The following is a 24,775-nucleotide window of genomic DNA, read 5'->3' on the forward strand; positions in this document are numbered from 1 at the left end:
AGAAACGCATGACTTGGACAGGAGATCCCGTCTGGCTCGCAGATGTTTTGCGTGCCGAGGGAATCAAAGTCGTCGAATACCCCGGCTGGAAAGACCGCGGCCACGGCGACATGGGCACCATTTGGGGTGTCGTCGCACACCACACCGGCAACAACCCGCCCGGCAATAACCCCGGCTACATCGCGAACCATCCGAGCCTCGGCTTGTGCTCGCAGATCCACCTGTCCCGAGATGGTGTCGCCACCGTAGTCGGTGTGGGTGTCGCCTGGCATGCCGGCAGCGGGTCATACCCGGGCCTACCGACGAATGGCGCGAATGAACGCACCATCGGCATCGAGGCGGAGAACAACGGCACCGAAGGTTGGTCGCCCGCGCAGTACGAGGCGTATGTGCGGTGCTGCGCTGCGATCCTCCGGAAGGTCGGTCAGCCTGCCTCGCATGCGATCGGCCACAAGGAGTGGGCTGGTGCGGCACAGGGCAAGTGGGATCCGGGCGGGATGGATATGAATAAGTTCCGCGCAGACATTCAGGCTCGAATCAACAACAACGCCAAGCCCGAGGAGGGTGACATGGATTTCGCTACTTTCAAGACGTACATGGATGCGGTTGTGTCCGATGTGAAGGACATCCGCGAGCAGTTGTGTGGCATGAAGCAGCGTGATGCGGGTCAGTTCAAGGGTTGGCCGCAGTTAGGTGGCAAGACTGTGGTTGATGCGCTCGCCGACATCCAGGCACGTTTGACGAAGCTGGAGGGTAAGTGATGGGTGAGCATTCGAAGGTTGATGAGGCGACTCAGTCTCAGTATCCGTGGCGGGCTGTTGCTCGTACGGTGGTGGCGTTTCTGATCGCGATTCTGCCGGCGGTGTTGGCTGCGTTGACTGATGCTTCGACGACTACGCAGTCGACGGCGTTGGCGTCGGCGGTTCCGATCATTGCGGGTGTGACGAAGGTTCTTGCGAACCCTGCGGTGGATGCGTTCTTGAAGCAATACCTTCCTGCGCTTGCTACGGCCCCCAAGGGGTGAAGGGTATGTCAGGGGTGCGCATCGTTTCCCTGATCATGGGTTTGATCTCCATCTCGGTAGGGGTTATCTACCTGGGCCCGTCTGAGTGGGTTCGGCGTCCGCTTCCTCCGGGACAGGAAACATTGGTGGTGGTCATCGAGTCGATCGGTCCGGTGTGGCCGGTCGTATTCATGGTGACTGGCGCTTTGTTGGCGTCCGCAGCGGTGTGGGGGAGGTGGGCTGTTGGTGCGCACATCGTCGGGATCTTCGGGTGGATGTTTTACGGAGTGTCGATCATTTCTGGTTCGGTTTTATCTGAGCCTCCTGCGCCGATCGTGTTCGGTGTTGTGGCTATAGGAATTGCTGGCATTCACTTCGGGATGACCAGGGCACATCAGGAGGTAGGTGGGTGAGCTCTGATTCTTTAGGTGTCCTCCTCGCTTTGATTGTCGCGTTCGGTACGTCGCTTGCGAGTGCTGTTACTGCGTGGAGGCGGGCACCACAAGAGAATATCGATTCGCTGTCCGTGCGTTTGGACAAGTCGGATGCACGGGCCGATAAGGCCGATGCACGGACCACTGAACTCGAGAAGAAAGTTGCCGAGCGTGACAGTGTGATTGATCATTTGGATCGTTGGCAGTTGGCTGCTCGAACTTACATTGCGACGTTGCGTAATACGTTGGCGGATAATGGTATTCAGGTTCCTGCTCCGCCTGCTGAGTTGGAGATTGTTCCGAGGGGGGTGAGTGCTGATGGAGAAGCTGCCCCCCGGTAAACCCGCCGGCCAAGCTGGAATCACCGGCATCTTCCCGAACGGTCTGTTGGGGTGGATCGCGGGCATGATCTTCGACGCGCTCGACGGGTTGACGTTCGGGATCTTCAATCTCGATGCGTTGGCTGATCGCCTGCGTGGGACTGAGCAGAAGGCGGTGCAGGCGCAGGAGACTGCGATGACGGCGGTCGACGATGCTGCTGCCGCTGCTGCGTTGGCCGCTGCTAATGAGGAAGCGAACATCGCCAACTCGACTGCAATCGCTGAGGCGAACCTCGCGTTGGGAACGAAGGCCAGCATTGAGGACATCCCTACTGATGTTCCGTTGTATGTGTCGTTGAATCCGGTCGATGATGCGGTGTTCCCGTTCTCCGACATGAAACCGATCCCAGTCGGAGTGTCAGGTAAGACGCAGGATGAGCTCGGTGGCGAGAGCTTCGCGCACAGTCATCAACTCACCGATGTGAATACCGATATCGTCTGGGCTGAGCCTGTGTACACAACGGCCATCAATCGGTTGGACCTCGGTTACATCAACGCCACTCGTGCCCGGATTTACAACACGGTCGGGTTCACGATCGCGGAACAGAATCAGCCGACGAAAGCTACCGTCCGCGTCGGGATCTACAAGATGGGCAAAACCGCATCTGGTCTCGCTGATGGCAACCTGACTTTGATCTGGATCTCGCCGACTGGCGCGAACATTCAAACGCAGTTCGGTCTCGGCGCGCAGGACATCACGATCTCTCTCGGCGTGGATATCGTTGCGGCTAAGGGCGATATCTTCGCGGTGTGCATCGTGCAGACCGGAAGCGCGAACACGCAACGGCACCTACTCGGTATGCAGACGGCCCGCAAAAACGCTATCTCCGGTGTGTTCCCGTCCCGTCTCGCAATGACAAGGGCAGGCGAGACAGCGCCCCCGATGACGCTCACGCCGGCGCAACTCGACAACACATCGACGTGGGTGCCGTGGATGTTCATGGGCCAGTCGCTGGGTCTGATCAAGTTGACGTTCGTCGACTTGTTCGACCGTGCGAACTCGTCGACGCTCGGCCCGAACTGGGCGGTGTACGGGACTGGCATGGACATCATCAACGGGGTGGCCCAGTGCAAGCGCATCAACCGCGGAAACCTCACTGCACGCGTCGAGGACCGGTCGCAAGGTGTGTATTCCTCGCAGTTGGCGACGGACACGATGTCGGTGTCGGTGAAGATCGACGCGTTCGACAGGTCGCATGCCGATACCGAGGACAATCCTCGGGCGCAGGCAGCGGTCCGATCGAACCCCGATATGACTCGGTTCGTCGCGGTCGGTATCCGCTTCGGGTTGATCGAGATCCGCGCCTACTCTGCGGCGAACCCTGCTGGTGTGACAAAGAATTCGACGACCCGAACGTGGGCGAACGGTGACCTGGTCGAGCTTCGCGCTACCGACGATGTCGGTACAGGGAAAACGGACTTCACGGCGTACGTAAACGGTTCACCAGTGTTGTCGTGGACGGACGCGACGAGTGAGGCGAGTAAGGGCGCGGCGTTCCGGCGTGCAGCGTTCGAGACTGCTTCCACCCACCGCGGCGCAATCTTCGGTTACTTCTCCGTCCCGTCTGTGGGCGTCAACGAGTGGAAGGCGAAAGACCTATGAGCACATTCACTGTCGACGGACTCGACGGCATAACATTCACCGCCGAGTTCAATCCGGGTGAGAACTGGCTGACAATCTCCGGTCACGATCGAGACGGGGATCTGATGTCCAAGTCCGGTATTTCTGTGACTCCTGATCCGATCGAGGACATCGCTGTCACCCCAGAAGTTGTGGTCGACCCGCAGGCGGACCTTACTGCGGACGCTGAAGACCACTTCATCGAGGCTCTCGAAGCGGAGGGGGAGTGATGGCGGGACTTGGCTGGACCCCGTACTACGAAGACATCAACCTTCGGACTGGATACGACTGGATCCCGGACCCGATTCAGAATAGTGCCCCGCTGATCCCCGACACTGTCGTGGAAGTGAAGTGGGAGAACGGCACCATCTGGGCGGGCGAGATTGACGGCGACACCCTCACCTTTCGCGTCGAAGCTGCACAGGCGGATCTGATTCCGAATGGCACCAAGTACGAGATGAAGATCTCGTATCCGAATGGTGCCACTTCAACGACTAACGACTACCCCTTCTTTGTCGGTAAGGCCCGACGCGACATGATCACAGTGAGGACTAACTGACATGGCACTTTCCGTAACAGCAACAAAGAACTCGATGGCTGACTACTGGGCGTCGCTCGGAACGTCGTACAGCCTGCACACCGCTGATCCCGGCGCGGGCGGTACGGCGAACGAGGTGACTAACGGTTCGTATGCGCGGCAGACCACCACGTGGGGTGCCGCGTCGGGTGGCGTTGTCACAGGTTCGCAGTTGACGTTCGCCGTGTCATCGTCGACGACGGTCACGCATGTGTGCCGGTGGAGTGGTTCGACGTTGCGGGACATCATCGACAACCCCGACGCGACGGTCACCCCGTCCGGTGAGTTCAAGCTGAACCCCAGCTACACGCAGGCCTGAGGGTGAGGTGGCCGGGACCGGATGTCGGGAGGGTTGCGTTCCCGGCGTCCGACACACGGACAGTGATCTTCCCCGGTACTGCTCGTGAGATGGTTGCGTTTCCGCCTGCACCGATGTTCGTTGTATCGATCGATGCGGCAGCAATCAGCGTTGGCACTGCGACAGTGGTGTTGGTGACGACTCCGGTGTACCCGATGAACATTGTCGGTGACGGTACGGCGGGCGTGACCTTGTCCGGTGTGGCTGTCTTCACGGCGTCTGTGTCTGGTGTGGGTGAAGCTCTCGCTGTGTTCGCTAAACTCATCGAGGCCCCTGCATCTGGTGCGGGTACTGCGAGTGTTGTGGTGAACCCGTCGATCTCGTTGGCGTCGAGCGTTTCGAGTATCGGTACCGCTGCTGTCATTGTGAAGCCTGTTGCGCCGATCACGGCGGCGGTGACCTGTGAGGGTATCGCTGGTGTTGGTGCTTGGCCGGCTGCGACGATGACGGCACCTGTGTCCAGTTCGGGTACCGCGACCGCTGCGACGACTGCACGTTCGGTGATTACCGCCAGCGCATCCAGTTCTGGTACAGCCGATGCTGCTGTCACGGTCAACATGTTCATCCAGCAGTCGGTGACGAAGAACGGCGACCAGACGCTGCCGTCTTCAACATGGACAGAGGTTGGGCCGTGGACGGCGGGATCGAACTCGACCGTCACCGGCAACGCCTTGCGTGTTAATGGCTCGGGTAACGCCACCATCGAAGTTGGGTCCGAATGGGGTGCGCTCGGCACTACCCAGAAGGACTGGCGAGTTCTCAAGAATGGTTCCGTCGTCTGGACGAAAGGCTCGGGTGTCGGACTTACATTCACTGGCAGTTTCGCGCTGTCTGTCGTTGATGGGGATCTGCTAACTGTCGAGGGATGGGTGAACTCTGGCACCTCGACCAACCGCATAGTCAAGACTGGCGCGAATACGTATCTGCGTGTTGTACCTGTGTGACCGTTAGACGACTGACGCCCCATCCTCATTGCGAGGGTGGGGCGTCTTTTGTCGTTTCAGGAGCGGCGGGGTCGCACGGCGTTCCATGCGTCGATCGCTTCAACTGACCATCCGAATCCGATGCTTTGGGTGAGGCCGATCTGTACTGCGGGCTCAGGGAGGTTCCCGCGCAGGTGGTGTGCCTTGACTGCGTTGACGGTCAGGCCGACGTGTTCGGCGATGTCTTTGATGGACATGTAGCGGGCGGTCACGGTGGGCCTTTCGGGCGAGCGGGGTGGCCCCCGGAGGGGCCTCCCGGCTAGATGGGGGAGACGGTGGCGACTTTGCGTTCACCGTAGTTGGTGGTGAAGTCTGCGAGGATTTCGGTTCCTGTGGTGTGGGCGGTGGTGGTGGTGTGGGCCATGACGAGGAATTCGGTGCCGGTGTTGTCGGTGATTCGGTAGGCGTTCATGTTGGTCTCCCTTGTTGGTGTTGACACAACATTAGCACCCGATCGGGTGCATGACAAGTGGGGGTGATTCAGCCCAGGAAATGCCGATGCCCACCTGTGCTGCCGAATGAGTCAGGTGGGCATCGAACTATTCAGTTGTGGTGCGGGCGATCTTTGACGGCTTCCCTTCCGTCTCCTGCCAACAGTGCCGACGCTACCAGGTATCGAACAAGTGTGCGAGTGGAGAGGGTGTTGACCGCGTCAACATAGGCGTCCATAACCGCTGGTCAATCGATTGCGTCAACAGTCACGTAAGACGCAATAAATATATCGTGACCTGCGTGTATGCCCTGTTTTCGCAGGGGTTCGAGTCCCCTTAGCTCCACCAAAAGGTGTTCGTTAGCACCACGAACACGACAAATACGGCGAGGACTACGGTCCTCGCCGTTTTCGTTGTCCGAAAAGAACGTGCTGAGGGAGATGTCGCGCGGCGGGGGACTGTCGATCGTTGGCGCGTGGATGACACCCGGCCCCGCCTGATGCAGGGTAGCCATAAGCCTCGTCCGATCGGTGGCGGAAACGCTCACGTCACCATCGGTCTCGTCGACGCGCAATTGGTTGAACCAGGATTGGTTCAGGTCCCTTCGCAGCCGGTCGCTTGCGCGCTCGTAGATGTCACCACAGTTACGGATGAGATTCGCAACGCGGGCTAACGTGCCAGAGTAGTCGGCGTTCGTTTTATCAAGCAGAGCCTGCTGTTCCTGTAGAGATCCGAGCTGACGTCCCAATTGCGATTGCTTGTTGCGCGCTATGTCATCTGGCACTAAGCCGTCCATGGCCTTCTCAGCCCACTGCAGGCGTTCTCGCTGGATCTTCTCGATGCGTCGTGTGAAAGCACCGTGTTGCTGAGCCGCTTCATCTCGATGCGCCCTGAGGTCGTCCGCGAGTGTTGACTCGATGGCGCGGACAGCGAGTTCGTTCCATTTTGATTTTTCTCGATGCCAGGCTGTCACAACTTGTTTCTCCACCGTCTCGACCGACAGATACGGCAAGGCGCAGTCGGACGTTTTGGAGTGATGACCGAGACATACGAAATACTGGTAAGCGCCGCCGTTGCCTTTGGACACGGAGTAGATCATCTTCGAATCGCAGCGAGCGCAGTGAAGCGAGCCAATGAGGTAGTGGTGGTGTTTCTGCGGACGTTCACCAGACTGGCGGTGAGCATCGAGAACCTTTTGAACTTGCTCGAAAACCTCTGGTGACACTAGGGGTTCGTGCTGCCCGACGTGTTCGACGCCTTTCCACGAGACGAACCCGAGATAGTACCTGTTTCGCAGAATTGTCTGCAGTCGATTGGGTCGAAGGGGGCGTTCAGCTCGTTTCGCGGTCGCCTTCTGGACTAATCCACGTGATTCGAGCGCTGCTGCAAGGTTTCTCAGGCTCCATTCCCCGGAGGAATACGCTGAGAATGCCCAGACGATGTGCTCCGCCCGCTCTCGATCTATCTGAACGGTACGCACCTCTCGACCTCCAACGACCTTGCGCACGTTCTCGTATCCGATGGGAGCCAGGGCCGTGGTTCCGCCGCTTTGGACCTTCTGTTGCATTCCCTTCACAACCTCGTTGGCAAGATTCCGGCTGTAGAATTCGGCGATCGAGCTCATGATTCCGTGCATGAGCATGCCACTGGGCGTTTCGTCGATGTTTTCGGTAACGGAAACAAGTCGAGCACCAGTCTTTTGGATCGCCACATTGATTTCGACGTCGTCGACTCGGTTGCGCGCGAGACGGTCGACTTTGTGAACGATGACGAAATCGACTGCCTCGGAGCTCAGCATTAGGAGCATCCGCTGTAGCTCGGGCCGGTCGGTGGACCGTGCAGACTCTCCCGCATCGACGAATTCGGAGATGACGGTTGCGCCCATCGATTCGGCCTTCCTGCGGCATGCCTCTCGCTGGGCGGGTATCGAGAACCCTTCAAGCTCTCCGCCTCGTTGCGCTTGGTCCTTCGTCGAGACGCGGAGATAGAGGACGGCTCGGCTGTCGTGCGACAGATTTCTCATATGAGATTCCTTTCAGCTGAATTATGTTGTTGGTGATGCCGGTCCATACACCGCGGGGTTGGATCGCTGAGGCCGGTTTGTTTCAGGCGAGTCGCAATTGCGCGTTCGGTCACGTCGAAATGACGGGCAAGGTCGTGAAGGCTCTGAATTCCGTGTGCGAACGCTCTTTTGAGCTGTGTTTTGGGGACGAGGAGGCAGCCGGCGAAGTAGTCGGCCGCGTACTCGGCGTGATCGAGTCCGTGGCTACAGATTTGGGGTGGGTACAGGAATCCCGCGAGGCCATGATCGATGATGTGTTTGTACTCGTGGGCAAGTATGAAGCGTCGCCTCGTGTGTGTCTGCCGGGGGTTGAGCTCGATGACCCAGTCGTGGCCGTCCCAGAAGCACGCTCCAGACACAGGGGTGTTGGCGTACTCGACTCGCAGCTTCGGCAATTCTGTAATGACCTCAGACGGCACAGGTGCTTCGTCGATGTGTTGCAGGGCCAGCAAGTGAGTTGCTTGGAGTTCGGCGATTCGTAGTGCTTCTTCGATTGACAAGTGCCGGTGGGGGACGAGTGCGCGAAGTTTGGTCAGAATGCTGTGGTGAACTGTGGAGTCAGGGCTGTGGGGCATGCGGTGGTCCTCCTTCCCGCGGATAGGTTTGTTTGAATGTTTTGTGGTGGTTCCTTATTCGTCTTCGCCGCCAGTTGGTCCGGCGGCTGCATGCTCGTGCCGGGACATGATGCTCTCGACGTAGCGGTTGATTTCTGCGACGGTTTCGGGTGACATGTCGCGATACTTCAATTTGAGATAGACCGGCATTGTTGGCAATTCGTCGTCGCGAAGGAGTGCTGCTGTCGCAAGAAGGTCGGTGATCGGCAAGTCGAGCGCATCCGCGATTGAGCGAAGGCTTTCGACCTTCGGTGCAGGGATCTGCGCGAGCTCAATGCGGGTGACGGTGCCTACAGCGACGTTGGCCCGCCTGGCTAATTGGCTGGCGGATAGGCCGAGTTCTTCTCGACGTGAGCGCAGCATTCGAGCTAGTTTTCGGGATTGCTCTTGATTCATGAATAGGGTTCCTTTTCGTTCCTATTCTAATTCTTTCGTTCAATTCGTTCAATGGATTGGTTATTTCTACAACACTTATTGCTGCCGTCCATTGCGCGATTCCGGTAAGGCTTAGCTACATCCGTCCGTCGAATATCCAAATTCCGCCGTGCGATGCGTCTGAGATCGAAATATCGCCGCTGTCGTGGATATCGCGACCAAATTGCTCCGAGTCAAAGCTTGTGTAGGGCTTCAGATACTCAGGGATTGTGTCGCTGAGTAACTTCGTGTAGCCGAGGTCGTCGGCAAGCTGTTCGGCGTAGTCATCGAGTGAGTCGTAGTAGCCGAAGTAGGCTTCTTCGAAGCGGTCCCACTGGGAATCGTCGTCGATGTGTAAGTCGGCCCATGCGGCAAAGGCGTGACCGTACTCCGCGATGCCTTGTGCCAGGCGGCTCACCCGTTCGAGCGATTCATATTCGGACAGTTGCAGATCGCCGAATCCGTCGAAATCGTGGATTGCGAACTCCTCTGCATCTGGTTGCCTGGATTTGGCCAGCATGGCGCTGATCGCTGCCTGAAGATCCTCAGGACTGTCGGTGGCAGCGAGCCACGTCCCGTGGAGATGGCCATTGTTGTAGTCGCTAAGTGATGCGACGTAGATCCTGGGTAGATCTCCGGGCGCAATTTCGTGGTTGGTGGAGTGCTCAGTCGAACGGGGCAGTTCTAGCTCTTTCGGGTCGAAAGGTGTTGTATCCAAGTGTTTGTCGTTGTTCATCTTTGTGTCCTCCCTTCGTTTCGTGAGTTGATTGGGGTGAGGGTGTTGCTGGTGGGCCAGCAGCGGCAGCGAACCTCCCTCAGCTGAGAAGTGGTTCGAACTGCCATCTGCTGGCACACCGTTGCCTGGTCAGGTGCCAGGGCTTGAGCCCGTGTCCTTTCGGGCGGTGCGGGGGCGCGTTTTGGTGCTCTCCGGGGTGGCGAACAGCGTTGAGAGCGCGTCCCTGCGTGCTGCGGCGTCACGTTCGATGTCGGCGAGCGCTTCATCAGCGCGGGCCATGAGATCGTCGGCGTGCTTGGCTGCCTCCATATGGGCTGCCAGCGCGTTCTTGATCTCATCGGTGATCGTGGAGCCGCGAAGCTGAGCGATGAGGCTCAGCTGTGCGTGGACATCGGGTTCCAATCGGATGGCGAGGGTTTTGACCGCGCCGTTTCCGTTGGTGGTGGTTGGGCGGCTGGTGCCGTCCTCGGGTGCCGTCATGGCAACCTCCTCGGTGTGGTGTGACCGGCAAACGTCGATTGACGTTCGGGAACCGGCCACAGGTGACCGACGAGGTTGTCGGGGTGCAGGAGGTTATGCGGCGGAATCCGATTGGCGTGCCTTGGTGATTCGACTTCGAGCATCGGCTGCGAAGGTTGGATTGAGTTCACACCCCATCCATCTGCGCCTCAGGCTCTCAGCCGCAACCGCGGTGGTGCCGGACCCGAGAAATGGATCGAGCACGATGCCGGGCTCACCGGGGAGTTGGCAGTCGCACGTCGGTTGCAAACTTTGCCGTATTGCTTTGTGTCCCAGCGCGCGAATTATTGGACGTGTCCAGGGAAGCTGGCAGCCACTACAGCGCTTTTCAGGGCAACCAGCCTGGATCGCACGGCGGGCGAGTTCGAGTGGATAGGCCGCGTGGTGTGCACCGTGTCCTCGGCTCGTCGCGATTGGCCAGACATCGCCTGGGTTCTTACCCAGAGGATGTCCGACTCGGCCATCTCGTTTGACGGCGTGAAGACCGCTGACACTGCCGGCGTTCGAGCCGCGCCAGGACTCGCGGTGACCTGGTGGTCTGCCAGTGGGAGGCCCGGAGGAATTCGGCGGATGACTGCGGTGAGGCTCGCGGATCGAATCGAGGTCAAAGTAGTAGCGGGTGTGACGGGCGAACACGTAGACCACTTCGTAGGTGCAGGCGAGTCGATCTCCCACGCTTGTTGGCATGGGGTTCTTTTTGGCCCAGACGATCTTGTTTCGCAGAATCCAACCTTCCTCGACTAGGGCTAGCGCCAGTCGTTCGGGAGCGAGGACAAGGCTCTTGGTTGGTGCTCCGTGGGTTGGGTTCGTGGCGTAGGTATCTCCGAGATTGAGCCAGAGGGTGCCGGTTGGGACGAGGACGCGGGAGATCTGACGCAACGCTGGGAGAAGGGCGTGAACCCAGTCGTCGACGTGGGATTCGAGTCCGAGCTGGCGTTCGTTCTCATAGTCACGAAGCCGGAAGTAGGGCGGAGAGGTGAGCGTCATATCGATACTGGCGTCCGCGACGGAGGCGAGTTTAGTAGCCGCGTCTCCGATAAGTATCGAGCCGGGCAGTGGGGCCGCCTGCCGAGGTGGCGGAGGGCTCGGATGGGGGAGCAACGCTGTTGTTGGGGGTTGGGTCATGGGGTACCTCCTTTCATGATGAGGGTCGGCAGTTCGGCCGGGGCGGTGATGATGAAGAGTTCGTCGGGGAGCTGTGGGTGGCGTGAGATCGCATTGGCGAGTGCTTCCTGTCGTCTCGATGCGATCTCTGGCGTTCGCGCGCTCATCGTCCAGATGACATAGGGGAATGCTCCGTACTGGTCCTGCTCGATTCCGCTTCGCCGGTATTGCTCGTAGGCAAGGCATTTGCGAAGCAGGGTGGTCAGACTCTCGCCGCCGAGATCGATCTCAAGGAAGAACGCTGCGACGTCGTCGTGCTCCGGGCTCACCGCGGACTCAAGGTAGATATCTGGCTTGAGGACGACCGATCCGCCGCTGAAGTTTCGGTAACGCCGCCAGGCGGCTGGTTCAAGTTCGTAGCGAACCAGTGACGGCCCCGGGGAGTTGGTGGCGCTGACGAGGGTCGTGACGGTGTTTGCGATGGCGAGGGTGTGCGAGAGGAATCGGGTAGACGGTTCTTGGTAGCGCCGGCGTGGACGGTCGGGGTCCTGTTGCCGCCGGAGGCGGTCACCCACCTCGTCGATGTAGTAGACGTTTCCGGTGCTCCCTGAGCGCATTCCACCGATGTCACGGGGCAACGTGCCGATCACCCTCCACTGAGCCAGTCGGGTGAGGGCCCGGCGTGCGGCACGTGCTGCGGCGGGTTTGGTGGAGTGGTCAGGGAAGTGAAGGGCTTGGATATGCGATGCAGCGAGGAATCGAAATTGTTCGATGCTAATGATGATCTGCCAGTCACGGTCGCTGAGGCGACCAAGTAGCCGAAGAATCTGTTTTTGGGAGATTCGCTGGGGTGCAGTGTGTGTCGGGTGCTTTGGCGCTGGATCGAGACGTGGGTGGTCATTCGCGGGGACTGTGGTGCCCGAATGGGCACCATCATTCGCCGCCCGTAAATCGGAATCTGGGGCGATGACCAGGGCGGGCGCGGATTCGGTGCCGGGGGCGGTTGGTCGGGCGGTGGGACGGACTACCGGGGCATTGTCGACTGGTATAGGCTGAAATGGAATTGAGTTGTCGGGGTGGTTCGATGGCCCCATCGTGTGGGCGGCTGTAGGGAGCAGGGTGGCTCGTTTGGGCGCTGACTCGTTCATGGTGTTGTCCTCCTTCTGCGAATGCCGCCGATGGGTTCGTCGGTGACACTTGACGATTGGTCGAGAACCGACAGGAAGCCGGCCTCGACTTCGGCGATGGGGCGGCCGAATTGCTCGCGGCTGCGGCGCCGGATTGAATCGGGATTGCTGGTCGATCGCGGCGGTGGCAGCGTGACACCAGATGCCCAAGGCTGGACGGCTCCGTCTTTCACGAGCGAGGCGTAGATGTGGAATACGGGCAGTGCGGTGAAGTCACTGGGAGTCAGATCGGATTGTCCGGCCGTCATCGTTTTGGCGTCCGCTGCGGTGAGTTGGAAGGCTATGCGGCTTCTCGCGTTTGCGGCGAAAGCGGTGCGCATCCCTGGTGGCAGCTGGTCGATGAATTGATGGGCGAGGTGGAATGATCCGCCCAGCGACCTGGACATGGCGAGTGCATCCGAGACGTCCGTGGGGAGTCTCAGAAATTCCTGCACCTCATCGAGGACGACGGTCACAGTGGTGCGGTCCTTGGGAGGAATCGAGGCACGCTCCCGCAGCGCTTGCCAGAGTTCGGCGACAACCAGAGCGCCGAGTAGTTCGGCTGATTCTGGTCCGATGACACCCTTCTGAAGTGGAACGAGGAGTACCTTGTTCTCCTGCAGAACCTGCCGGATGTTGAAGCGTGGTTGCTGTTGTCCGAGCACACCGCGAAGGTGCGGCGACAGGAGTGGTCTGATCTTGTTGAGCAGCGGTGCACAGATTTGCGCGGCGCTCTCGGGGGAGAGCTGATCGAACCACTGCCAGAACGGCCCGGCCGCAATGGGATCGGCCTTCGAGATATCGCGGGTGACGCTGCGGCGGAAGGCCGGGTTTGTCAGCAGTAGCGGAAGCATGACGAGGCTGGCGTCGTCACGGGTGGCGAGAGCGTGGAGGCTGTTCCGCAGGATGTCAGAAGACCTCGGGCCGAGACTTTCGCCGTGGATCGCGAGGAAGACGCTGAACACATGGTCGGCGACGGCTTCCGGGGAGCGGCCGTATGACTGCAACGGATTGATGCCTACTGGTGCATCGTCGAGCGGGTCGAGTACGACGATATCGTCGCGTCGGTGTTTTGGGATTGTCGAGAGCAGTTCGTGGATGAGGTCTTTCGGCTCGATGACGACAATGGGGCGTCCAGCCTGCAGGTCTTGCACGATGAGGGACTGAAGCAGGCTGCTCTTGCCGGTTCCGGTCGGCCCGAGAATCCAAAGATGTTGACGACTATCCTTTTCGCTGATGCCGAGTTGCCCATCGGTGCCCGGAGCGGTGGTGTCTCCAATGATCCGATCATCCTCGCCAGCAACGGCTTTCGGGCGGAGCTGTTTTGGATGGGCTGGTGGTTGCCCGGGGTATGGAGTGGAAGCGGCGTCGGCGACAGGCCAGCCGGTGAGGATCGGTAGTTCCTCGATGGAAATGCGTTGTCCACGAGTCCACATCGACCACTGGGGTGATGGCGAATTGAGACGCGCGGCCTTTTCGGGTGAGAAAGTCGCACGGACGCCAGGCCCCGCGACTGTCGATATTGCCGATGTCGCGGCGAGCAGTAGGCTTCGCCTGCGTTCCGGATTGTCTGCGTGAACACCGAGACGGAGGATTGCGACGAAGCCGTGTTGGGCGAGTTTTCGTTTGACTTCGGTTGCTGCGGCAGTTCGTTTTTCAGGTAGGACTCCTGTGAGGGCGCGAGAGGTGACGGACTGGTCAATCTTTGCGATTTCGCCAGTGGGAAAGCGTGGCGTGAGCCTCGGCCCGAGAACAATCTGAAGCGTGAGCTTCTCGGTTCGTCGGACGCTGGTGAGAGCAGACAGGATGGCTCGGGTCGACGCCTCAGGGTGCCCGGTGGCGAGGGCGACCTGATTGTGAAGCTGCAGTCGTCTTGCCGTCGTGATGGGGGCGCGGACATCCGGGTAACTGGTGACGACGGTGCCGGGGACGAGTTGTTCGATGTCGCGGCGAAGCGCTTGATGATGACGGAGCTGGGAGCCGACAAGATACTGAATGCCGTGGCGGTCGGCACGAGCTTCGACGATGATCTGAGGGGCATGGACTTGAGATGCCCAGCTGCGGAGCAGACCGAGAATGGGCTCTCGACTTAGCGGCGCGGGCCAGAAGATCTCCTGCCACAACAACGAGCCGAGGGGCAATGCTGGTGAGGGGTTAGTCATCTCGGGGCTCCTTCGCTCTGGAATCGTCATTGGCGGCTTCGCGTTCGGCCTCGGCCAGCGCCAAAGCTATGACGGCACGGCTGAGGCGCTGGAGATCCGGGGTATCGCGGCGAATGCCGCGGACTGAGATGTTGCGATCCTTTCGCGGTCGTCCGCCTTTTCGGTAGTCGTTCTTTCTCTTTTCTTTGTCGTTGTGTCGATAGGTTCGTGACATAGCTGTGCCCTCCTGTGAATTAGAGTTTTTGATAGTGCGGATGAATTCTTCGGGTCGTTGAATTGATTGAACGCCCGGTGTCTTCTATTTAACGTTGAACGTATTCAACGAACAATAGAGTTTGTAAAAATCACAACACCGATTGGACGGGGCTGATTCGAGACGTAGGGGTGATCAATTACCAGCGATTTTCGCGGCGGGCGCGGATGATCTGAATGGCTACCACGACGACGGACGCGACTGCGAAAGCCGACACGAGATACGGCCAGATCGCCTCGATGAGCGCGACGGCGAAGTACAGAGCGATAGCTGCGACGAGGATGCTCAGGCACCCGCTGATGGCGCGGTCGAACCAGGACTTCGGGTTGGCGTCAGTCATGACGGGTTTCGCAGTTCGTGCAGAACCCCGCGTTCGAGACCCATGACGGCGCAGTTGATGCCGAACGAACGTTGATCCGCAGGAAATCGATTGGCGAGCGCATTGATCTGTATCTGCCCGATGAGGTCGGCGTGAAACAGTTTCCATGGCAGAGAATTTCGAGCGTAACCGCTGCGCTCCAACTGGTCCAAGTGCCAGATCGCCAGTTCTAGCTCGTCAACGAGGTCGAAGCTCAGCCTCAGCAGGCAGTGGTGAACATCGTGGACGAAGCGGTGGGCGATGTTCACCTCAGGCGAGGTGAACAGCACCGATCCGCTGTTCTGGTTGGAAATGGGCAGCGGTTCCTTAGTTTGGATGCTGCGCTCGAATGCCGTGCACAGCGCGGAGTACGTGGTGGGAGCATCCTGCGTCGGGACGAAGCGGAACCCGATTGCTTCGGCGGTCTGTTCTGCGTGGAAATCTATGAAGGAGCTCAGAATTTCGCGAGCCTCATCAATCTGGATGCGGAGAACCGGAGGAATCGTCTTTGGAATGGGCATACTGAATAGACCTTCCTATGTGTTGGCAAGGTTGAATGGTGAAGAATTGGGCGTTGCTTTGGCGTCAGAGCGGTGGGACGGCGCTCCAACAGTGCGCTGGATGTCTGGCGGCTTGGTGGTCCGCTACTGCTCCTGGTCTTGATGAGCGGTGGCCATAGCGCGATTCGACGTCATGGATTCAAATATGGCGCGCGCAGTCGCGCCAGGCTCGGAATTCTGCGTGATCATCGAGATGCTCACATGGGGAGCAGTTTTCAAAGTCTGCGGGGGTTCTGCATTCAATGCGACGGCATGAACGTGGCCCTCGAAGGAGACGAGTCGACCCAGGACTTCTGATGGATCGCGGTCCGTTAGAAGAAAGTCCGTCATGACGACGATCCCAATGCTGAAGCTTCGAAACTGCGTTGCTAGACGCTCAGCTTTGGCGAATGCCGGTGAGAGATCACTCGATCCGCGCGACCCCGTCGAACGGAGCCCGGAGCGAAGTCGCAGCCGGCCGCGCCGGTGGAGCCGTTGGGGCGGCACATCGAGCGGGGAGGGCTGATCGAAGTGGATGATCGCGACGAACTCCTGGCGGCAGTTACATGACCTGCCGATGTGATCTATTGCTTGCTTGGCCTCCGAATATCGCTGTGCGAGTGGGTCATGCCCAGACTGAGCGGTGATACTTGCCGAGTCGTCGGCAATGATCACGGTCAGAGATGGACGGTCGGGGCATGAACCTGCCTCACCGAGTGCGAATGTAGCGGCGCGCTGGTTTCGATCGGTTGTCGTGCTGATGGGCTGTCCGTGGCCGATGACGCGTGGGTTCAGAAGGCGGACACGCTGGAGTTTGTGGTCGCTCACTGGTCTGCCTTCCGAATTCGGCGACCGATTGCAGGCGCTGCGGGACCGTGGCCGACGACATCGGGACTGCCGGTCAGCGATTCGTACGACAGCGCGGTGAGATGGGAGCTGGCTGCATCCCCGCGATGGTGCTGTTCCGCAGTAATTGACCGTGACCGTTCTTTAGCGCGCCCAACGAACAGGAGCAACGGGCGGGCAGTCAGTCGGCGGTGTGCGCGAAGTTCCTTGCGATACTGACCGTGCGCTTCGTCGATTAGGTCACTGACCGGGTCTGCATGGCAATACGAGTTGATGAATGATGCGACCGTGACAGCGAGGGCGAGTGATCCAAACGCGACGCCGACGGCACTCCCATCGAGAGCGGCCCGGAGGCTGAAAATCGCGCTGGCAACGAGCAACCCGACCGTCAAGCCGCTGGCCAGCGCAATTGTGGCGTACCGACGAGCCCTGAGACCGCTACCGTCGAACAAGTGTTGGTACGGCATCAAATCGCCCGAAACGTCCTCGGGTTTCTCCCGCTTCCGTTCGGCTGACAAGTGGAGGTGTTTGAACTCGGCGCCGGTGAGCCCAGCCGTTATCGTTGCCGTACCGGCCGAAACTGCCTGAAGAATCGCGAGTGCTGGGATGTCGCCGAAGATGATCGCGGCGTTTGCCGGTCCCATTACTTCACCGACGCATAGTGCACATGCCCGCAATCTGTAACCCCAACCGGACCCTTTCCGACGACGCCATGGTGACAGCGCCGCCCCAGTCAGTAGGAAGCGCTTGCGCGCCTCGGACACGACACTTCGGTTCTCAGCAATGAGATGGCCCGATTCGTTGGCATACGGTGAGAGAGCGCTGTGACGTGCCGAATCGACACGGGATATCCGTTCGGCTTCAGATTTGAACAGATGCTCCTGTGCGACGCTTTGTGCGTCCCACGCCAGTTCGCCGTACGTGTCGCCGATTGTCGGCGGACGAGGGATAGCGGACGCGTTGTCGACCGGGATGAGCCGATTCGAGCGTGCGTTTGAAAGATGATCGGTTGCCGAAGCTTTTCGCAGATTCAGGTTCGCCATGTTGATCACTGTCCGTTCGCAGGGTCGGTGACAACGCTGCATTGGGTGGCGCCGGTGCGCTCGCAGACCCGAGTCCACGCGGCCTTGAGTGCATCGACATACGTGGTCTCTGCAATAGCGCCATTGCTGGTCTTGCCGACGCCTATGAAGGTCACGGATGCACCCGATAGATCGGGAACGGCCACTTCATCAGCCATAGCTACGGCCTGCTCGCGAGATAGGGCCGGGTCGCTGAAGTGCAACGTGGCATTGTCTTCGCCGTCAGTGACGAGAAGGACGCTCAGGTTGCTCGTGTCGCCGACGGGATCGAGTTGTCTCTGGAATTCTGCAGATTGACCGAGCTGTCCGAGGATGTCGGTGCCGCCTGTCGAGCCGTCGCTTGGCTCAAACTGCAACTGGGTCAGGTTCGTCTCGACCGTCTCCATGACAGAGTCTGTGAGTTCGGGCTCACGACGTAGACGCGCGTTGTCGGTGGCACCATCGAGCTGAAGCTTGCCGGAATAGAGCGGCACAGTTGAGGCAACTGAGCCGAAGAATGCGGAGATCTCGACTACCCCACCGCAGATGACAGTGCGACGGACCGTGGCGCGCAGCGTCTCACTCTCATGGGCCGAAAGCGGCTGTTTGATTCGGCTCGCTGACATGTCGAGCGAAGCGCGAGAATCGACACTCCGTCCCGCAGGGCAATTCGCCAAGATTGCTTTGGTATCGGCCTCATGTGAGTCGAGCAAGGGGCCAGCTGTGGGACCGCAAGCACACATCAAGACAGCAAGTGCGCTGACAGCGGTGGCGACCTCAAACGTGCACTTACACAAATTTTTCGAAGGTGTGGAGGTTTGGCTCTGACTGTTCACTGTTGCATTGATCCGTTCCCGGTCACGCTCGGTAGTCACTCGGTGCGACTATTGGGATACGTTGTGGCCGTGGAACATACATTTCGCTGTCATTGAAGATCGGTCAAAGAAGTACTGCAATGAACTTGCGATGACAAGTGAGCGGAGGGACGCCACCTGGAGAATGACAAGTCGCCAACCAGGAAACTGTTATCGGCCGAGTGCCGCGCCGATCCGGCTTTCTGCATGACAAACCGATGAAAGCGCGTCGGTGCCGATGACAAATCTGGCTACGGAACCACGGCTGAACGATCTGGTTCCTCGAAGGTGATTGAATGCGGAAACTCGACGATGCGATATCCGGGTTCGCCGACATTCCGCAAACCAACCAACAACTGTCGGATGGTTCCGTCCGTGGCATTCCTGATAGGCCCGTTGATCAGCGCAATAGCGCGAGCGATGTTGTCGTTGTTGAGCTCCGGGAACTGCTCGTACAGTGCGGCGTTCGAAATCGAGCCACTGTCATCCAGATTCCGAAGGATCCACGCAAGTCGGGTGAATGGCTTCCCCGACAAAATGACTGAGTGTTCATCGCTCGTCGACAACCCAACCGTGACGCGTTGAGGCTGCGGCTCGATGTGTATCGCGTTCAGGATTCGGTCGTCCGCCGCACGATATCGTCCGGCCACGAGCTGGCGTGCACGAAGATTGTCGAGACGCTTCGTATAGGCCATGGCGACGTACAGGTTTCCGTGCATTGATGGCATCTGCGAGGTGAAGGTGGGATCGCGCCACAGACGCTCTTCGTGAAGCCGCAACTCCGCGAGGTGGCTCCACGCATCGTCGAGCCTGCCCCCGTGGTTCGGATGGACGGGTAGTCCGGTGGCCGGATCTGTGGCTAGCAGGCACGCGTACAGGCACGTCGCGTAGCTCAAGTGATACCAGCGGGCGCGGTATCCGACATCTCGGTTCGGTTCAGAAAGCTTCATCCATTTCTCGGCGCGATGCAGCAGCAAGAGGGTGCAACTTTGGATGAAGTCGTTGAGTTTGATGGTCGTGGGGTTAAGTAATGGCCCGGCTTGCCACGTATCGGGTAGCTCGAGACCGGGAACGGTCTGAGCGTCGTGGAGGGCGATGACACAACGCGCGGTCATACTGCTGTTTTTGTCGCGAGCGTCAGATCGCTCGGGCCACCAGCCCCATTTACCGTCTAGTCGGGCATGACGAAGGATTCCCGTGATCCCGACGATCAGCAGTGAACGTGTGAGGACGAGCTGGTCTTCTACTTCGGAGGCTGGCAAACTTGGGTGTGGGAACGACAGGGTCCGAAACCATGCGCTCAGAGCGGTAATTGTCATTGCAGTGAGATAGACGGATACGCGTCCTCGCTTCGCTGATTCCACGATGCCGTTAGTTTGCATAAGGACTGTTAGCTCGTTCAGGCAGAAACGTCCGGTGGCCAAGGTTTCAACTGAAAGTCCTTCGTTCGCCGTCGACAGGCCCCACAATCCGAAGGCCAATGTATGCGGGTGTTTCCCCCGGCCTCGCGCGGTGATAGGGCCATAATGGTCGGGTATGCCCCGGTTGAGGTAGCCGATGCCATCAGCCAAGACGCTTGGTGAGGCAACACCAGTCAATCGCAGGATCCGAAGTGCACTTGAAGTTCCGAGGACCGACGTCTTTTCTTGTGGCCAATGTTGCCATCCACCGTTCTCGCGAATTTGACGGGAGGCGACCTCTGCGCCCGTCATGCCTAGCTGGTCCTGAATGTACCGTTCTTTCAATACCTGCCCTCGTAATTCTGCGGATTTAACAAGAACTGGCGCGTCTCATCTGCGACGCTGCGCCGTAACAGCTCAAGTATCGCACGAAGTTGGTGACGTCGGGTATCCGCTTGATGCAGTCCAGCTCGCGTTTTGCTGTGGTGCAGTCGGAGCGTGCGGATAGAACAAAAAACAGTGAGGTTCTGCATCGGGAGTGCGCAAGTAGAGTCATTCTTTATCGGCCTCCGACCGCTCCGCCTCGTCAGCGCCGGATGCTCCGGCCGTTGCGCAGTTCAATCACTGCGAAATGTCTTGCAAGCTGGCGCACCCCGATGGCCAATGTTGTCGATACGAACAAGGTCACCTGCTGGCATCTTCTCGTGGATCGTCCAGGTTTTTCTCTTAGCTAGTCGGTTAAGACTGCGCTACGGCATATCAAGCGTCGCTCTTCAGTCGAGTTTCACCAGAAGGCGCGTGGTTGGCAGGAAGGTGGACGAAGACGAGCGATCAAAACAGGAATCCTCTCCGATACTGTGGGCTCTTTATGCGATCCGCCGGTACAGGACGGTTGGACCGATTGAAAACTCCCATTTCGTGTGGCAAACCTATTATCAGCACGTAGGATCTGGTCAGGTACGAGAAGCTGCGCAGAGACGAGGGTTTGCATGGGCATGTTTGATACCGACACCGACATCGTGATTGTCCACGACGGGAAACTGGCAGGGGGGCTTGGTGCAACAGTCTTGGCGAGGTTGCTTCGGCGTCGACACGGCGTGCGTACGCTGGTGTCCGTCCGACCACTTCCACCGCGAAGCACATCCGAGACTTTCTGGCAAAGTGAAGCAGATAACCTGGTAGCGTTACCTGACATCGCTGAGAAAACTGTGGTCCTATTCGGAATTACCTTTCTCGACGTTGATTCGGATATGGCGATGAAGAAGCTTCAGGATATTCGGACGGCTTGTCGAAGGTTGTCTATTTGGTCTCACCGATGGCCGGACGGGTTTAGCTCATTCCTGGAGCGTGTTTCTACGCCGGAACGAGATCTTCTGACCGAATCTATAATGATTCCTCCAGACGATATTATTACCGACGAAGAGCTGGGAATTCTCTTAAACTCTGATGAGAAAAGACTGTTGAGAGCGACGTTATATAGTGTGGCGACAATACCGCGAGACAGTCCCGAAGATGACCGTCTGATATCTTCCCTGAATCAGTGGATTGCGAAGAATTCAGATTCGGCATGGGGTTCGCTTGAATCTTCCTTCGAGCTTGAAGATCTACTCGATCGGATCGTCGATGAGTATATACCCGAAGATAACCTCACTGATTATGCAACGGTCGATCTAAAATCGCCGAACAAAGACTTCCTTGAGGTATCTGTGAACGGTGCTGATGCTCCCGCACGTAAATTAGAGATCCTGGACGCAGTTTGTGATTCTTCCGGGGTCAATGACCAAGCCGTCGTTCTCGCGTGGCTCAATTCCGATAGGGTTATGCTCTATAGGCGGGACTTGAAACATCAGCTTCCATCGTTGCGTTGGTTAATTGAGAATCGATACAATAACCTAGTTCCCGAGGAATTGCGCGGCAGTCATTATGGACCCCAAAACAGCGTGTACTTCAAAGTTTCAGAAGCAGTACCGCGTAGCGAATTAAGGGATCTGCTGAAAGAGCTTGCCACGAAATGTGCGAGTACGGTGTACGGAGGTCGCTACCTCCAGGCGGCAATTGCGCGTGATATAGCATCCACGGCGAATGAGGTTATGGCCTCAGTGGATTTGGAGGGTAAATACACAAGTCGCACCAAGCCTGATATAACCGTTGATGCGGCCAAGCTTTACGAGCTTATTCATAAGAGTAGTCGGACAGGAAAAACCAGAAGAACTCTTGTCATGCCAGTAGACGCGGCTGGTGCGAAAGCCACGGCCTTCCTCTTCCGTGACGGAGGTTACAATTTTCAGAAGATTGAACGCATCCTTGAAGGTGTATTAATCGGTCTCAAGCGTCGGAATCTGAGATGGTTAGGAGAAGATTCCGTACCTGATCGTCTCCGGATTGATGTACGCCCGAATGTTGATAGCGACAATGAAAACATCGTTGACTCAATACAAGCGGCACCTATGAAATCGATTGACGCCCATGAGCATTTGGTTTCTGATAAATCGCTCATCGGAAAATTCTTAAAAGTCCTGCAGATGAATAAATTGGTTAGTTATGCGGAGTCGGAAACTATCGGTCCGTCGGTAGCCCACGCCCTCGCACTGTTTGCTACAGCACAGGCTTTGCAAGGGCCAATAGAGCAGCAGAAGGTTCGAGTCTTGGACCTTTTTGCTGGAAGCGGGGTAGCGCACCGTCTACTTGGCGGGAAATTTGATGTAGTGTCGGTCGATCTGTATGTTGCTGCGTCTTCTGTGGGCTTGGAGGCAGGTGACTACGGATTGTGGCTCAAGGCGGATGCAAGGAGAGTGCTCGACTCGACTGACCCGATAATCGAACGAAAATTCGATGTGATCGGACTTGATCCGCCTCACTCCGAACTGCTTGAGCTTTTGTTTGGTTCCCTAGATGACGGCAGAAAGACATTGGTTGAACTGTCAGCTGAGCGCGCCGACATCATGGTGATGTACCAGGGGCACACAACGCAGCGAGGACGTCTACGGCTCGTGGAGGCTGGATTGAAGCGAGCTAACTGGGTTCAGGTGACAACACTGCAGGTCGAAGAAGAACTTATCGTGATAGCTGGACGAGGAGAATATGCTGCGGAAGAATCCTTCGGAAAGCTTCTCGATACAATCGGAAACCATATCGAGACCTTCGTGCAACAGAACTCTCTCGATAGTCTGGAAATTAATACTATTTCGCCAGAATGGTGATAACATTGTATCAGATGAGTCGAAGAGCCAAAATTGATTTAGCGCCCATGTCCCGTGCAGGTTCTCCTCACCTGCACGATCTTTTCTTATCAGTATGGGAAGGAGGGTTTGTCGACCTTGAGATGAAAGGCGTCAACTCGTCATTGTCGATTGGAAGTCTGAATGCTCACACTGATCGTTTCGACTTTTGGCCTGGTCCGATTCTCCTAAAGCGGTTGGGAATCGGTCGTGGTCTGACCCTTGATGAAGCGAAGTTTTTGAGATTGAATTTCGAAGAATATTATTCTATTCTGGGCTCGCTTCCTATTCGCAAAGCTGAGCTTTACTCAAGTCATGTAGTTGAAACATCGGGCGAGGCTCAACTTTGGAGTCTTGAAGGATACATATCGGGAGAATCCCTAGATCATATGTGGCGGACCCCGAGGCTTGGATTGGAGTACAAATTTGAGGTGTTTGGATCAATTCTTAATCGGCTCAGTGAATTTGATGAGTCTCAAGAATTCCTGAGCTTATGTGGATATAGGTTACCAATTCTAATGGTTGGTGCAGATATTAAGCCGGTCAATATCGTGATTGAATTGGACGGGATTCCCTCATTAGTTGATTTTTATCCACCTTTGAAGATTAACGACGGACTAATTGACGGCTATTCTTCTCGATCGTACGTCTTCGAGGAGTTTAAATTGATCGCAGTTTGCGCAACCCGAGTTGGCATTGTATTGCGTCTTATTTGGCTATTGTTAGATTCTTCGGCCGATTTGTCGTCAACATATTTTAAAAGAAAATTTGTTCAAGCTGTTAATCTTAGCAATCTTTCGGAGGCGGATAAGGCGATAATCAATTACGAGATCTGGTGCGATTTTAATTTGCTAAAATATCTGTATCATTCCGAACGTGGTGCGTGAATCCCGGAAATGAATTTATTGATTTAGGGCTGGCGAGATGGTCACCTCCTCGGTTGTTGTATATCCAACTCTCGAGAATCTTGTGCGTGTATCATAGCTCTTGTCATGCAATGAATCATGCAAGTTCTCGTTTTGCATCACCTGAAGATTGAAGCCTTCGGCAGGGTCCGATTGGACCAGGGATTCATGTCATCACCGTCTATGGCTCATACAGCAATCACTCTGGCCAGCCCTCGAAGCCGAGCCCAACGGTCTTCTCAGGGACCATCGGCGACATCTGGAAGTTTCCAGTTTTTTACCGCTGGAGATGAATGGCATAAAGCTCATCTCAGTGATGCGGCAGTTTCAGTATTCCAATCTGCCGAGGGCGTCTTTGCGATCATTGACTGTGTATGTCTGACCACATTCTCGGTGAACTGCATCGTATTGACTGATCCTCGCCGTCGACGCTGAACTGGACGAGTTCGAATGCTTCCCGCGTGCTTCCGCTGAATCCGCTCGCGGGGTTGATGTACCAGACCGACGTCTCACCCGGTTTCTCCGTGGTCGCTCGGTACTTGCGGATATCGGACACGGCGGTCAACCTGCGATAGACAGTCGTCGGCTTGACGTGGTATCCGTAACGAGCCGTCAGCACGGACACCGCAGGTAACTCGCGCCCTTCCTCCTCACGTAGAGGAGCCAGGTTCATTCTGATCTTCGTGTCATTCCAATTTCGTGGACTTTTGAACCGGGTCGGTCATCGAGGTAGCGGAGGCCGACAAGATCGACGGGGAGTGCCGACCTTGCCCTGCG

28 protein-coding genes are annotated in these 24,775 nt (G+C 57.5%); 11 read left to right on the forward strand and 17 right to left on the reverse strand.

Annotated features, from left to right (window positions below; translation table 11 throughout):
* Positions 1–8: 8 nt before the first annotated feature.
* From AOT96_RS21980 to AOT96_RS22015, 8 genes are read left to right on the forward strand one after another with little or no spacing between them, the layout of a single operon-like run.
* The gene (locus tag AOT96_RS21980; protein ID WP_065352287.1) at positions 9–761 is read left to right on the forward strand and encodes a peptidoglycan recognition protein family protein; all 753 of its coding nucleotides are present in this window, start codon (positions 9–11) and stop codon (positions 759–761) included.
* The gene (locus tag AOT96_RS21985; protein WP_065352288.1) at positions 761–1,024 is read left to right on the forward strand and encodes a hypothetical protein; all 264 of its coding nucleotides are present in this window, start codon (positions 761–763) and stop codon (positions 1,022–1,024) included. Before AOT96_RS21980 ends, AOT96_RS21985 begins: the two co-directional genes overlap by 1 nt.
* A gap of 14 nt (positions 1,025–1,038) precedes the next feature.
* On the forward strand, positions 1,039–1,416 hold the full coding sequence (locus AOT96_RS21990; RefSeq protein ID WP_197523602.1) for a hypothetical protein: 378 nt from the start codon (positions 1,039–1,041) through the stop codon (positions 1,414–1,416).
* Positions 1,413–1,778 carry a hypothetical protein gene (locus tag AOT96_RS35355; RefSeq protein ID WP_156778965.1) on the forward strand — a complete coding sequence of 122 codons (366 nt, stop codon included), beginning with the start codon at positions 1,413–1,415 and terminating at the stop codon, positions 1,776–1,778. The genes AOT96_RS21990 and AOT96_RS35355 overlap by 4 nt, the downstream gene beginning before the upstream one ends.
* Complete coding sequence (locus tag AOT96_RS22000; protein ID WP_065352290.1) at positions 1,756–3,420, forward strand: DUF7257 domain-containing protein; 1,665 nt, start codon at positions 1,756–1,758, stop codon at positions 3,418–3,420. Before AOT96_RS35355 ends, AOT96_RS22000 begins: the two co-directional genes overlap by 23 nt.
* The gene (locus tag AOT96_RS22005) at positions 3,417–3,668 is read left to right on the forward strand and encodes a hypothetical protein (protein ID WP_065352291.1); all 252 of its coding nucleotides are present in this window, start codon (positions 3,417–3,419) and stop codon (positions 3,666–3,668) included. The genes AOT96_RS22000 and AOT96_RS22005 overlap by 4 nt, the downstream gene beginning before the upstream one ends.
* Positions 3,668–3,997: an LtfC-like domain-containing protein gene (locus AOT96_RS22010; RefSeq protein WP_065352292.1), complete on the forward strand. Its 330-nt coding sequence runs from the start codon at positions 3,668–3,670 to the stop codon at positions 3,995–3,997. The genes AOT96_RS22005 and AOT96_RS22010 overlap by 1 nt, the downstream gene beginning before the upstream one ends.
* Before the next feature lies 1 nt (position 3,998).
* Entirely contained in the window at positions 3,999–4,334 is a 336-nt protein-coding gene (locus tag AOT96_RS22015) for a phage tail fiber protein (RefSeq protein WP_065352293.1), read from the forward strand.
* Here the strand turns inward: AOT96_RS22015 and AOT96_RS35360 are convergent.
* Complete coding sequence (locus tag AOT96_RS35360; RefSeq protein WP_156778966.1) at positions 4,303–4,938, reverse strand: hypothetical protein; 636 nt, start codon at positions 4,936–4,938, stop codon at positions 4,303–4,305. The two genes, AOT96_RS22015 and AOT96_RS35360, sit on opposite strands and share 32 nt — an antisense overlap.
* Between AOT96_RS35360 and AOT96_RS35365 the strand changes: the two genes are divergently transcribed.
* The gene (locus tag AOT96_RS35365; protein WP_197523603.1) at positions 4,931–5,317 is read left to right on the forward strand and encodes a hypothetical protein; all 387 of its coding nucleotides are present in this window, start codon (positions 4,931–4,933) and stop codon (positions 5,315–5,317) included. The genes AOT96_RS35360 and AOT96_RS35365 overlap by 8 nt on opposite strands.
* 56 nt (positions 5,318–5,373) lie before the next feature.
* Here AOT96_RS35365 and AOT96_RS22025 read toward each other — a convergent pair whose 3' ends face one another.
* The 15 genes from AOT96_RS22025 to AOT96_RS22100 all read right to left on the reverse strand — a co-directional run bounded on the left by AOT96_RS22025 (position 5,374) and on the right by AOT96_RS22100 (position 20,187).
* Positions 5,374–5,568 (reverse strand): helix-turn-helix transcriptional regulator, encoded by a 195-nt coding sequence (locus AOT96_RS22025; protein WP_156778968.1) that lies wholly within the window; start codon positions 5,566–5,568, stop codon positions 5,374–5,376.
* A gap of 47 nt (positions 5,569–5,615) precedes the next feature.
* Entirely contained in the window at positions 5,616–5,768 is a 153-nt protein-coding gene (locus tag AOT96_RS35370) for a hypothetical protein (RefSeq protein WP_156778969.1), read from the reverse strand.
* A gap of 266 nt (positions 5,769–6,034) precedes the next feature.
* Entirely contained in the window at positions 6,035–7,810 is a 1,776-nt protein-coding gene (locus AOT96_RS22030; protein WP_083197654.1) for a recombinase family protein, read from the reverse strand.
* Positions 7,807–8,424: an ImmA/IrrE family metallo-endopeptidase gene (locus AOT96_RS34785; protein WP_073512796.1), complete on the reverse strand. Its 618-nt coding sequence runs from the start codon at positions 8,422–8,424 to the stop codon at positions 7,807–7,809. Before AOT96_RS34785 ends, AOT96_RS22030 begins: the two co-directional genes overlap by 4 nt.
* A 54-nt stretch (positions 8,425–8,478) precedes the next feature.
* Entirely contained in the window at positions 8,479–8,859 is a 381-nt protein-coding gene (locus tag AOT96_RS22040; protein WP_065352298.1) for a helix-turn-helix domain-containing protein, read from the reverse strand.
* Between the two features lie 115 nt (positions 8,860–8,974).
* Positions 8,975–9,613 carry an antirestriction protein ArdA gene (locus AOT96_RS22045; RefSeq protein WP_143173076.1) on the reverse strand — a complete coding sequence of 213 codons (639 nt, stop codon included), beginning with the start codon at positions 9,611–9,613 and terminating at the stop codon, positions 8,975–8,977.
* 129 nt (positions 9,614–9,742) lie between these two features.
* On the reverse strand, positions 9,743–10,093 hold the full coding sequence (locus tag AOT96_RS22050; RefSeq protein ID WP_065352299.1) for a hypothetical protein: 351 nt from the start codon (positions 10,091–10,093) through the stop codon (positions 9,743–9,745).
* 93 nt (positions 10,094–10,186) lie between these two features.
* Positions 10,187–11,257, reverse strand: coding sequence for a DNA-methyltransferase (locus tag AOT96_RS22055; protein ID WP_081377552.1), 1,071 nt, complete (start codon positions 11,255–11,257; stop codon positions 10,187–10,189).
* Positions 11,254–12,384: a replication-relaxation family protein gene (locus AOT96_RS22060; protein ID WP_081377551.1), complete on the reverse strand. Its 1,131-nt coding sequence runs from the start codon at positions 12,382–12,384 to the stop codon at positions 11,254–11,256. The genes AOT96_RS22055 and AOT96_RS22060 overlap by 4 nt, the downstream gene beginning before the upstream one ends.
* Positions 12,381–14,564 carry a type IV secretory system conjugative DNA transfer family protein gene (locus tag AOT96_RS22065; protein WP_065352300.1) on the reverse strand — a complete coding sequence of 728 codons (2,184 nt, stop codon included), beginning with the start codon at positions 14,562–14,564 and terminating at the stop codon, positions 12,381–12,383. Before AOT96_RS22065 ends, AOT96_RS22060 begins: the two co-directional genes overlap by 4 nt.
* A 392-nt stretch (positions 14,565–14,956) precedes the next feature.
* Positions 14,957–15,157 (reverse strand): hypothetical protein, encoded by a 201-nt coding sequence (locus AOT96_RS22075; protein ID WP_065352302.1) that lies wholly within the window; start codon positions 15,155–15,157, stop codon positions 14,957–14,959.
* Positions 15,154–15,696 carry a hypothetical protein gene (locus tag AOT96_RS22080; RefSeq protein WP_065352303.1) on the reverse strand — a complete coding sequence of 181 codons (543 nt, stop codon included), beginning with the start codon at positions 15,694–15,696 and terminating at the stop codon, positions 15,154–15,156. Before AOT96_RS22080 ends, AOT96_RS22075 begins: the two co-directional genes overlap by 4 nt.
* 842 nt (positions 15,697–16,538) lie before the next feature.
* Entirely contained in the window at positions 16,539–17,603 is a 1,065-nt protein-coding gene (locus AOT96_RS22090; protein ID WP_143173075.1) for a hypothetical protein, read from the reverse strand.
* A 5-nt stretch (positions 17,604–17,608) separates the two neighbouring features.
* Positions 17,609–18,496, reverse strand: coding sequence for a hypothetical protein (locus tag AOT96_RS22095; RefSeq protein ID WP_143173074.1), 888 nt, complete (start codon positions 18,494–18,496; stop codon positions 17,609–17,611).
* Positions 18,497–18,726: 230 nt separating this feature from the next.
* Complete coding sequence (locus tag AOT96_RS22100) at positions 18,727–20,187, reverse strand: hypothetical protein (protein ID WP_143173073.1); 1,461 nt, start codon at positions 20,185–20,187, stop codon at positions 18,727–18,729.
* Between the two features lie 683 nt (positions 20,188–20,870).
* Between AOT96_RS22100 and AOT96_RS22105 the strand changes: the two genes are divergently transcribed.
* Both AOT96_RS22105 and AOT96_RS35375 read left to right on the forward strand, forming a co-directional pair.
* Positions 20,871–23,075, forward strand: a complete 2,205-nt coding sequence (locus tag AOT96_RS22105) for a hypothetical protein (RefSeq protein WP_156778970.1) — start codon at positions 20,871–20,873, stop codon at positions 23,073–23,075.
* 14 nt (positions 23,076–23,089) lie between these two features.
* Positions 23,090–23,980, forward strand: coding sequence for a hypothetical protein (locus AOT96_RS35375; RefSeq protein WP_143173072.1), 891 nt, complete (start codon positions 23,090–23,092; stop codon positions 23,978–23,980).
* Between the two features lie 379 nt (positions 23,981–24,359).
* Here AOT96_RS35375 and AOT96_RS22110 read toward each other — a convergent pair whose 3' ends face one another.
* The gene (locus tag AOT96_RS22110) at positions 24,360–24,671 is read right to left on the reverse strand and encodes a hypothetical protein (protein ID WP_065352309.1); all 312 of its coding nucleotides are present in this window, start codon (positions 24,669–24,671) and stop codon (positions 24,360–24,362) included.
* Positions 24,672–24,775: the final 104 nt, after the last annotated feature.

It is taken from the genome of Rhodococcus sp. 008 (genome assembly GCF_001682295.1).
GTDB lineage: Bacteria > Actinomycetota > Actinomycetes > Mycobacteriales > Mycobacteriaceae > Rhodococcus_F > Rhodococcus_F qingshengii.

What these genes read in the sequence shown, in the direction of transcription:
- AOT96_RS22075 (WP_065352302.1), bottom strand. Translation starts at nt 15,157, where the DNA reads ATGACTGACGCCAACCCGAAGTCCTGGTTCGACCGCGCCATCAGCGGG.
- AOT96_RS22100 (WP_143173073.1), bottom strand. Translation starts at nt 20,187, where the DNA reads ATGACGGGCGCAGAGGTCGCCTCCCGTCAAATTCGCGAGAACGGTGGA.
- AOT96_RS21980 (WP_065352287.1), top strand. Translation starts at nt 9, where the DNA reads ATGACTTGGACAGGAGATCCCGTCTGGCTCGCAGATGTTTTGCGTGCC.
- AOT96_RS35360 (WP_156778966.1), bottom strand. Translation starts at nt 4,938, where the DNA reads ATGAACATGTTGACCGTGACAGCAGCATCGGCTGTACCAGAACTGGAT.
- AOT96_RS22040 (WP_065352298.1), bottom strand. Translation starts at nt 8,859, where the DNA reads ATGAATCAAGAGCAATCCCGAAAACTAGCTCGAATGCTGCGCTCACGT.
- AOT96_RS35365 (WP_197523603.1), top strand. Translation starts at nt 4,931, where the DNA reads ATGTTCATCCAGCAGTCGGTGACGAAGAACGGCGACCAGACGCTGCCG.
- AOT96_RS22110 (WP_065352309.1), bottom strand. Translation starts at nt 24,671, where the DNA reads ATGAACCTGGCTCCTCTACGTGAGGAGGAAGGGCGCGAGTTACCTGCG.
- AOT96_RS22105 (WP_156778970.1), top strand. Translation starts at nt 20,871, where the DNA reads ATGTTTGATACCGACACCGACATCGTGATTGTCCACGACGGGAAACTG.
- AOT96_RS22090 (WP_143173075.1), bottom strand. Translation starts at nt 17,603, where the DNA reads ATGGCGAACCTGAATCTGCGAAAAGCTTCGGCAACCGATCATCTTTCA.
- AOT96_RS21985 (WP_065352288.1), top strand. Translation starts at nt 761, where the DNA reads ATGGGTGAGCATTCGAAGGTTGATGAGGCGACTCAGTCTCAGTATCCG.
- AOT96_RS22015 (WP_065352293.1), top strand. Translation starts at nt 3,999, where the DNA reads ATGGCACTTTCCGTAACAGCAACAAAGAACTCGATGGCTGACTACTGG.
- AOT96_RS22045 (WP_143173076.1), bottom strand. Translation starts at nt 9,613, where the DNA reads ATGAACAACGACAAACACTTGGATACAACACCTTTCGACCCGAAAGAG.
- AOT96_RS22000 (WP_065352290.1), top strand. Translation starts at nt 1,756, where the DNA reads ATGGAGAAGCTGCCCCCCGGTAAACCCGCCGGCCAAGCTGGAATCACC.
- AOT96_RS35375 (WP_143173072.1), top strand. Translation starts at nt 23,090, where the DNA reads ATGAGTCGAAGAGCCAAAATTGATTTAGCGCCCATGTCCCGTGCAGGT.
- AOT96_RS34785 (WP_073512796.1), bottom strand. Translation starts at nt 8,424, where the DNA reads ATGCCCCACAGCCCTGACTCCACAGTTCACCACAGCATTCTGACCAAA.
- AOT96_RS22010 (WP_065352292.1), top strand. Translation starts at nt 3,668, where the DNA reads ATGGCGGGACTTGGCTGGACCCCGTACTACGAAGACATCAACCTTCGG.
- AOT96_RS22065 (WP_065352300.1), bottom strand. Translation starts at nt 14,564, where the DNA reads ATGACTAACCCCTCACCAGCATTGCCCCTCGGCTCGTTGTTGTGGCAG.
- AOT96_RS22060 (WP_081377551.1), bottom strand. Translation starts at nt 12,384, where the DNA reads ATGAACGAGTCAGCGCCCAAACGAGCCACCCTGCTCCCTACAGCCGCC.
- AOT96_RS35370 (WP_156778969.1), bottom strand. Translation starts at nt 5,768, where the DNA reads ATGAACGCCTACCGAATCACCGACAACACCGGCACCGAATTCCTCGTC.
- AOT96_RS22055 (WP_081377552.1), bottom strand. Translation starts at nt 11,257, where the DNA reads ATGACCCAACCCCCAACAACAGCGTTGCTCCCCCATCCGAGCCCTCCG.
- AOT96_RS22030 (WP_083197654.1), bottom strand. Translation starts at nt 7,810, where the DNA reads ATGAGAAATCTGTCGCACGACAGCCGAGCCGTCCTCTATCTCCGCGTC.
- AOT96_RS22080 (WP_065352303.1), bottom strand. Translation starts at nt 15,696, where the DNA reads ATGCCCATTCCAAAGACGATTCCTCCGGTTCTCCGCATCCAGATTGAT.
- AOT96_RS22050 (WP_065352299.1), bottom strand. Translation starts at nt 10,093, where the DNA reads ATGACGGCACCCGAGGACGGCACCAGCCGCCCAACCACCACCAACGGA.
- AOT96_RS22005 (WP_065352291.1), top strand. Translation starts at nt 3,417, where the DNA reads ATGAGCACATTCACTGTCGACGGACTCGACGGCATAACATTCACCGCC.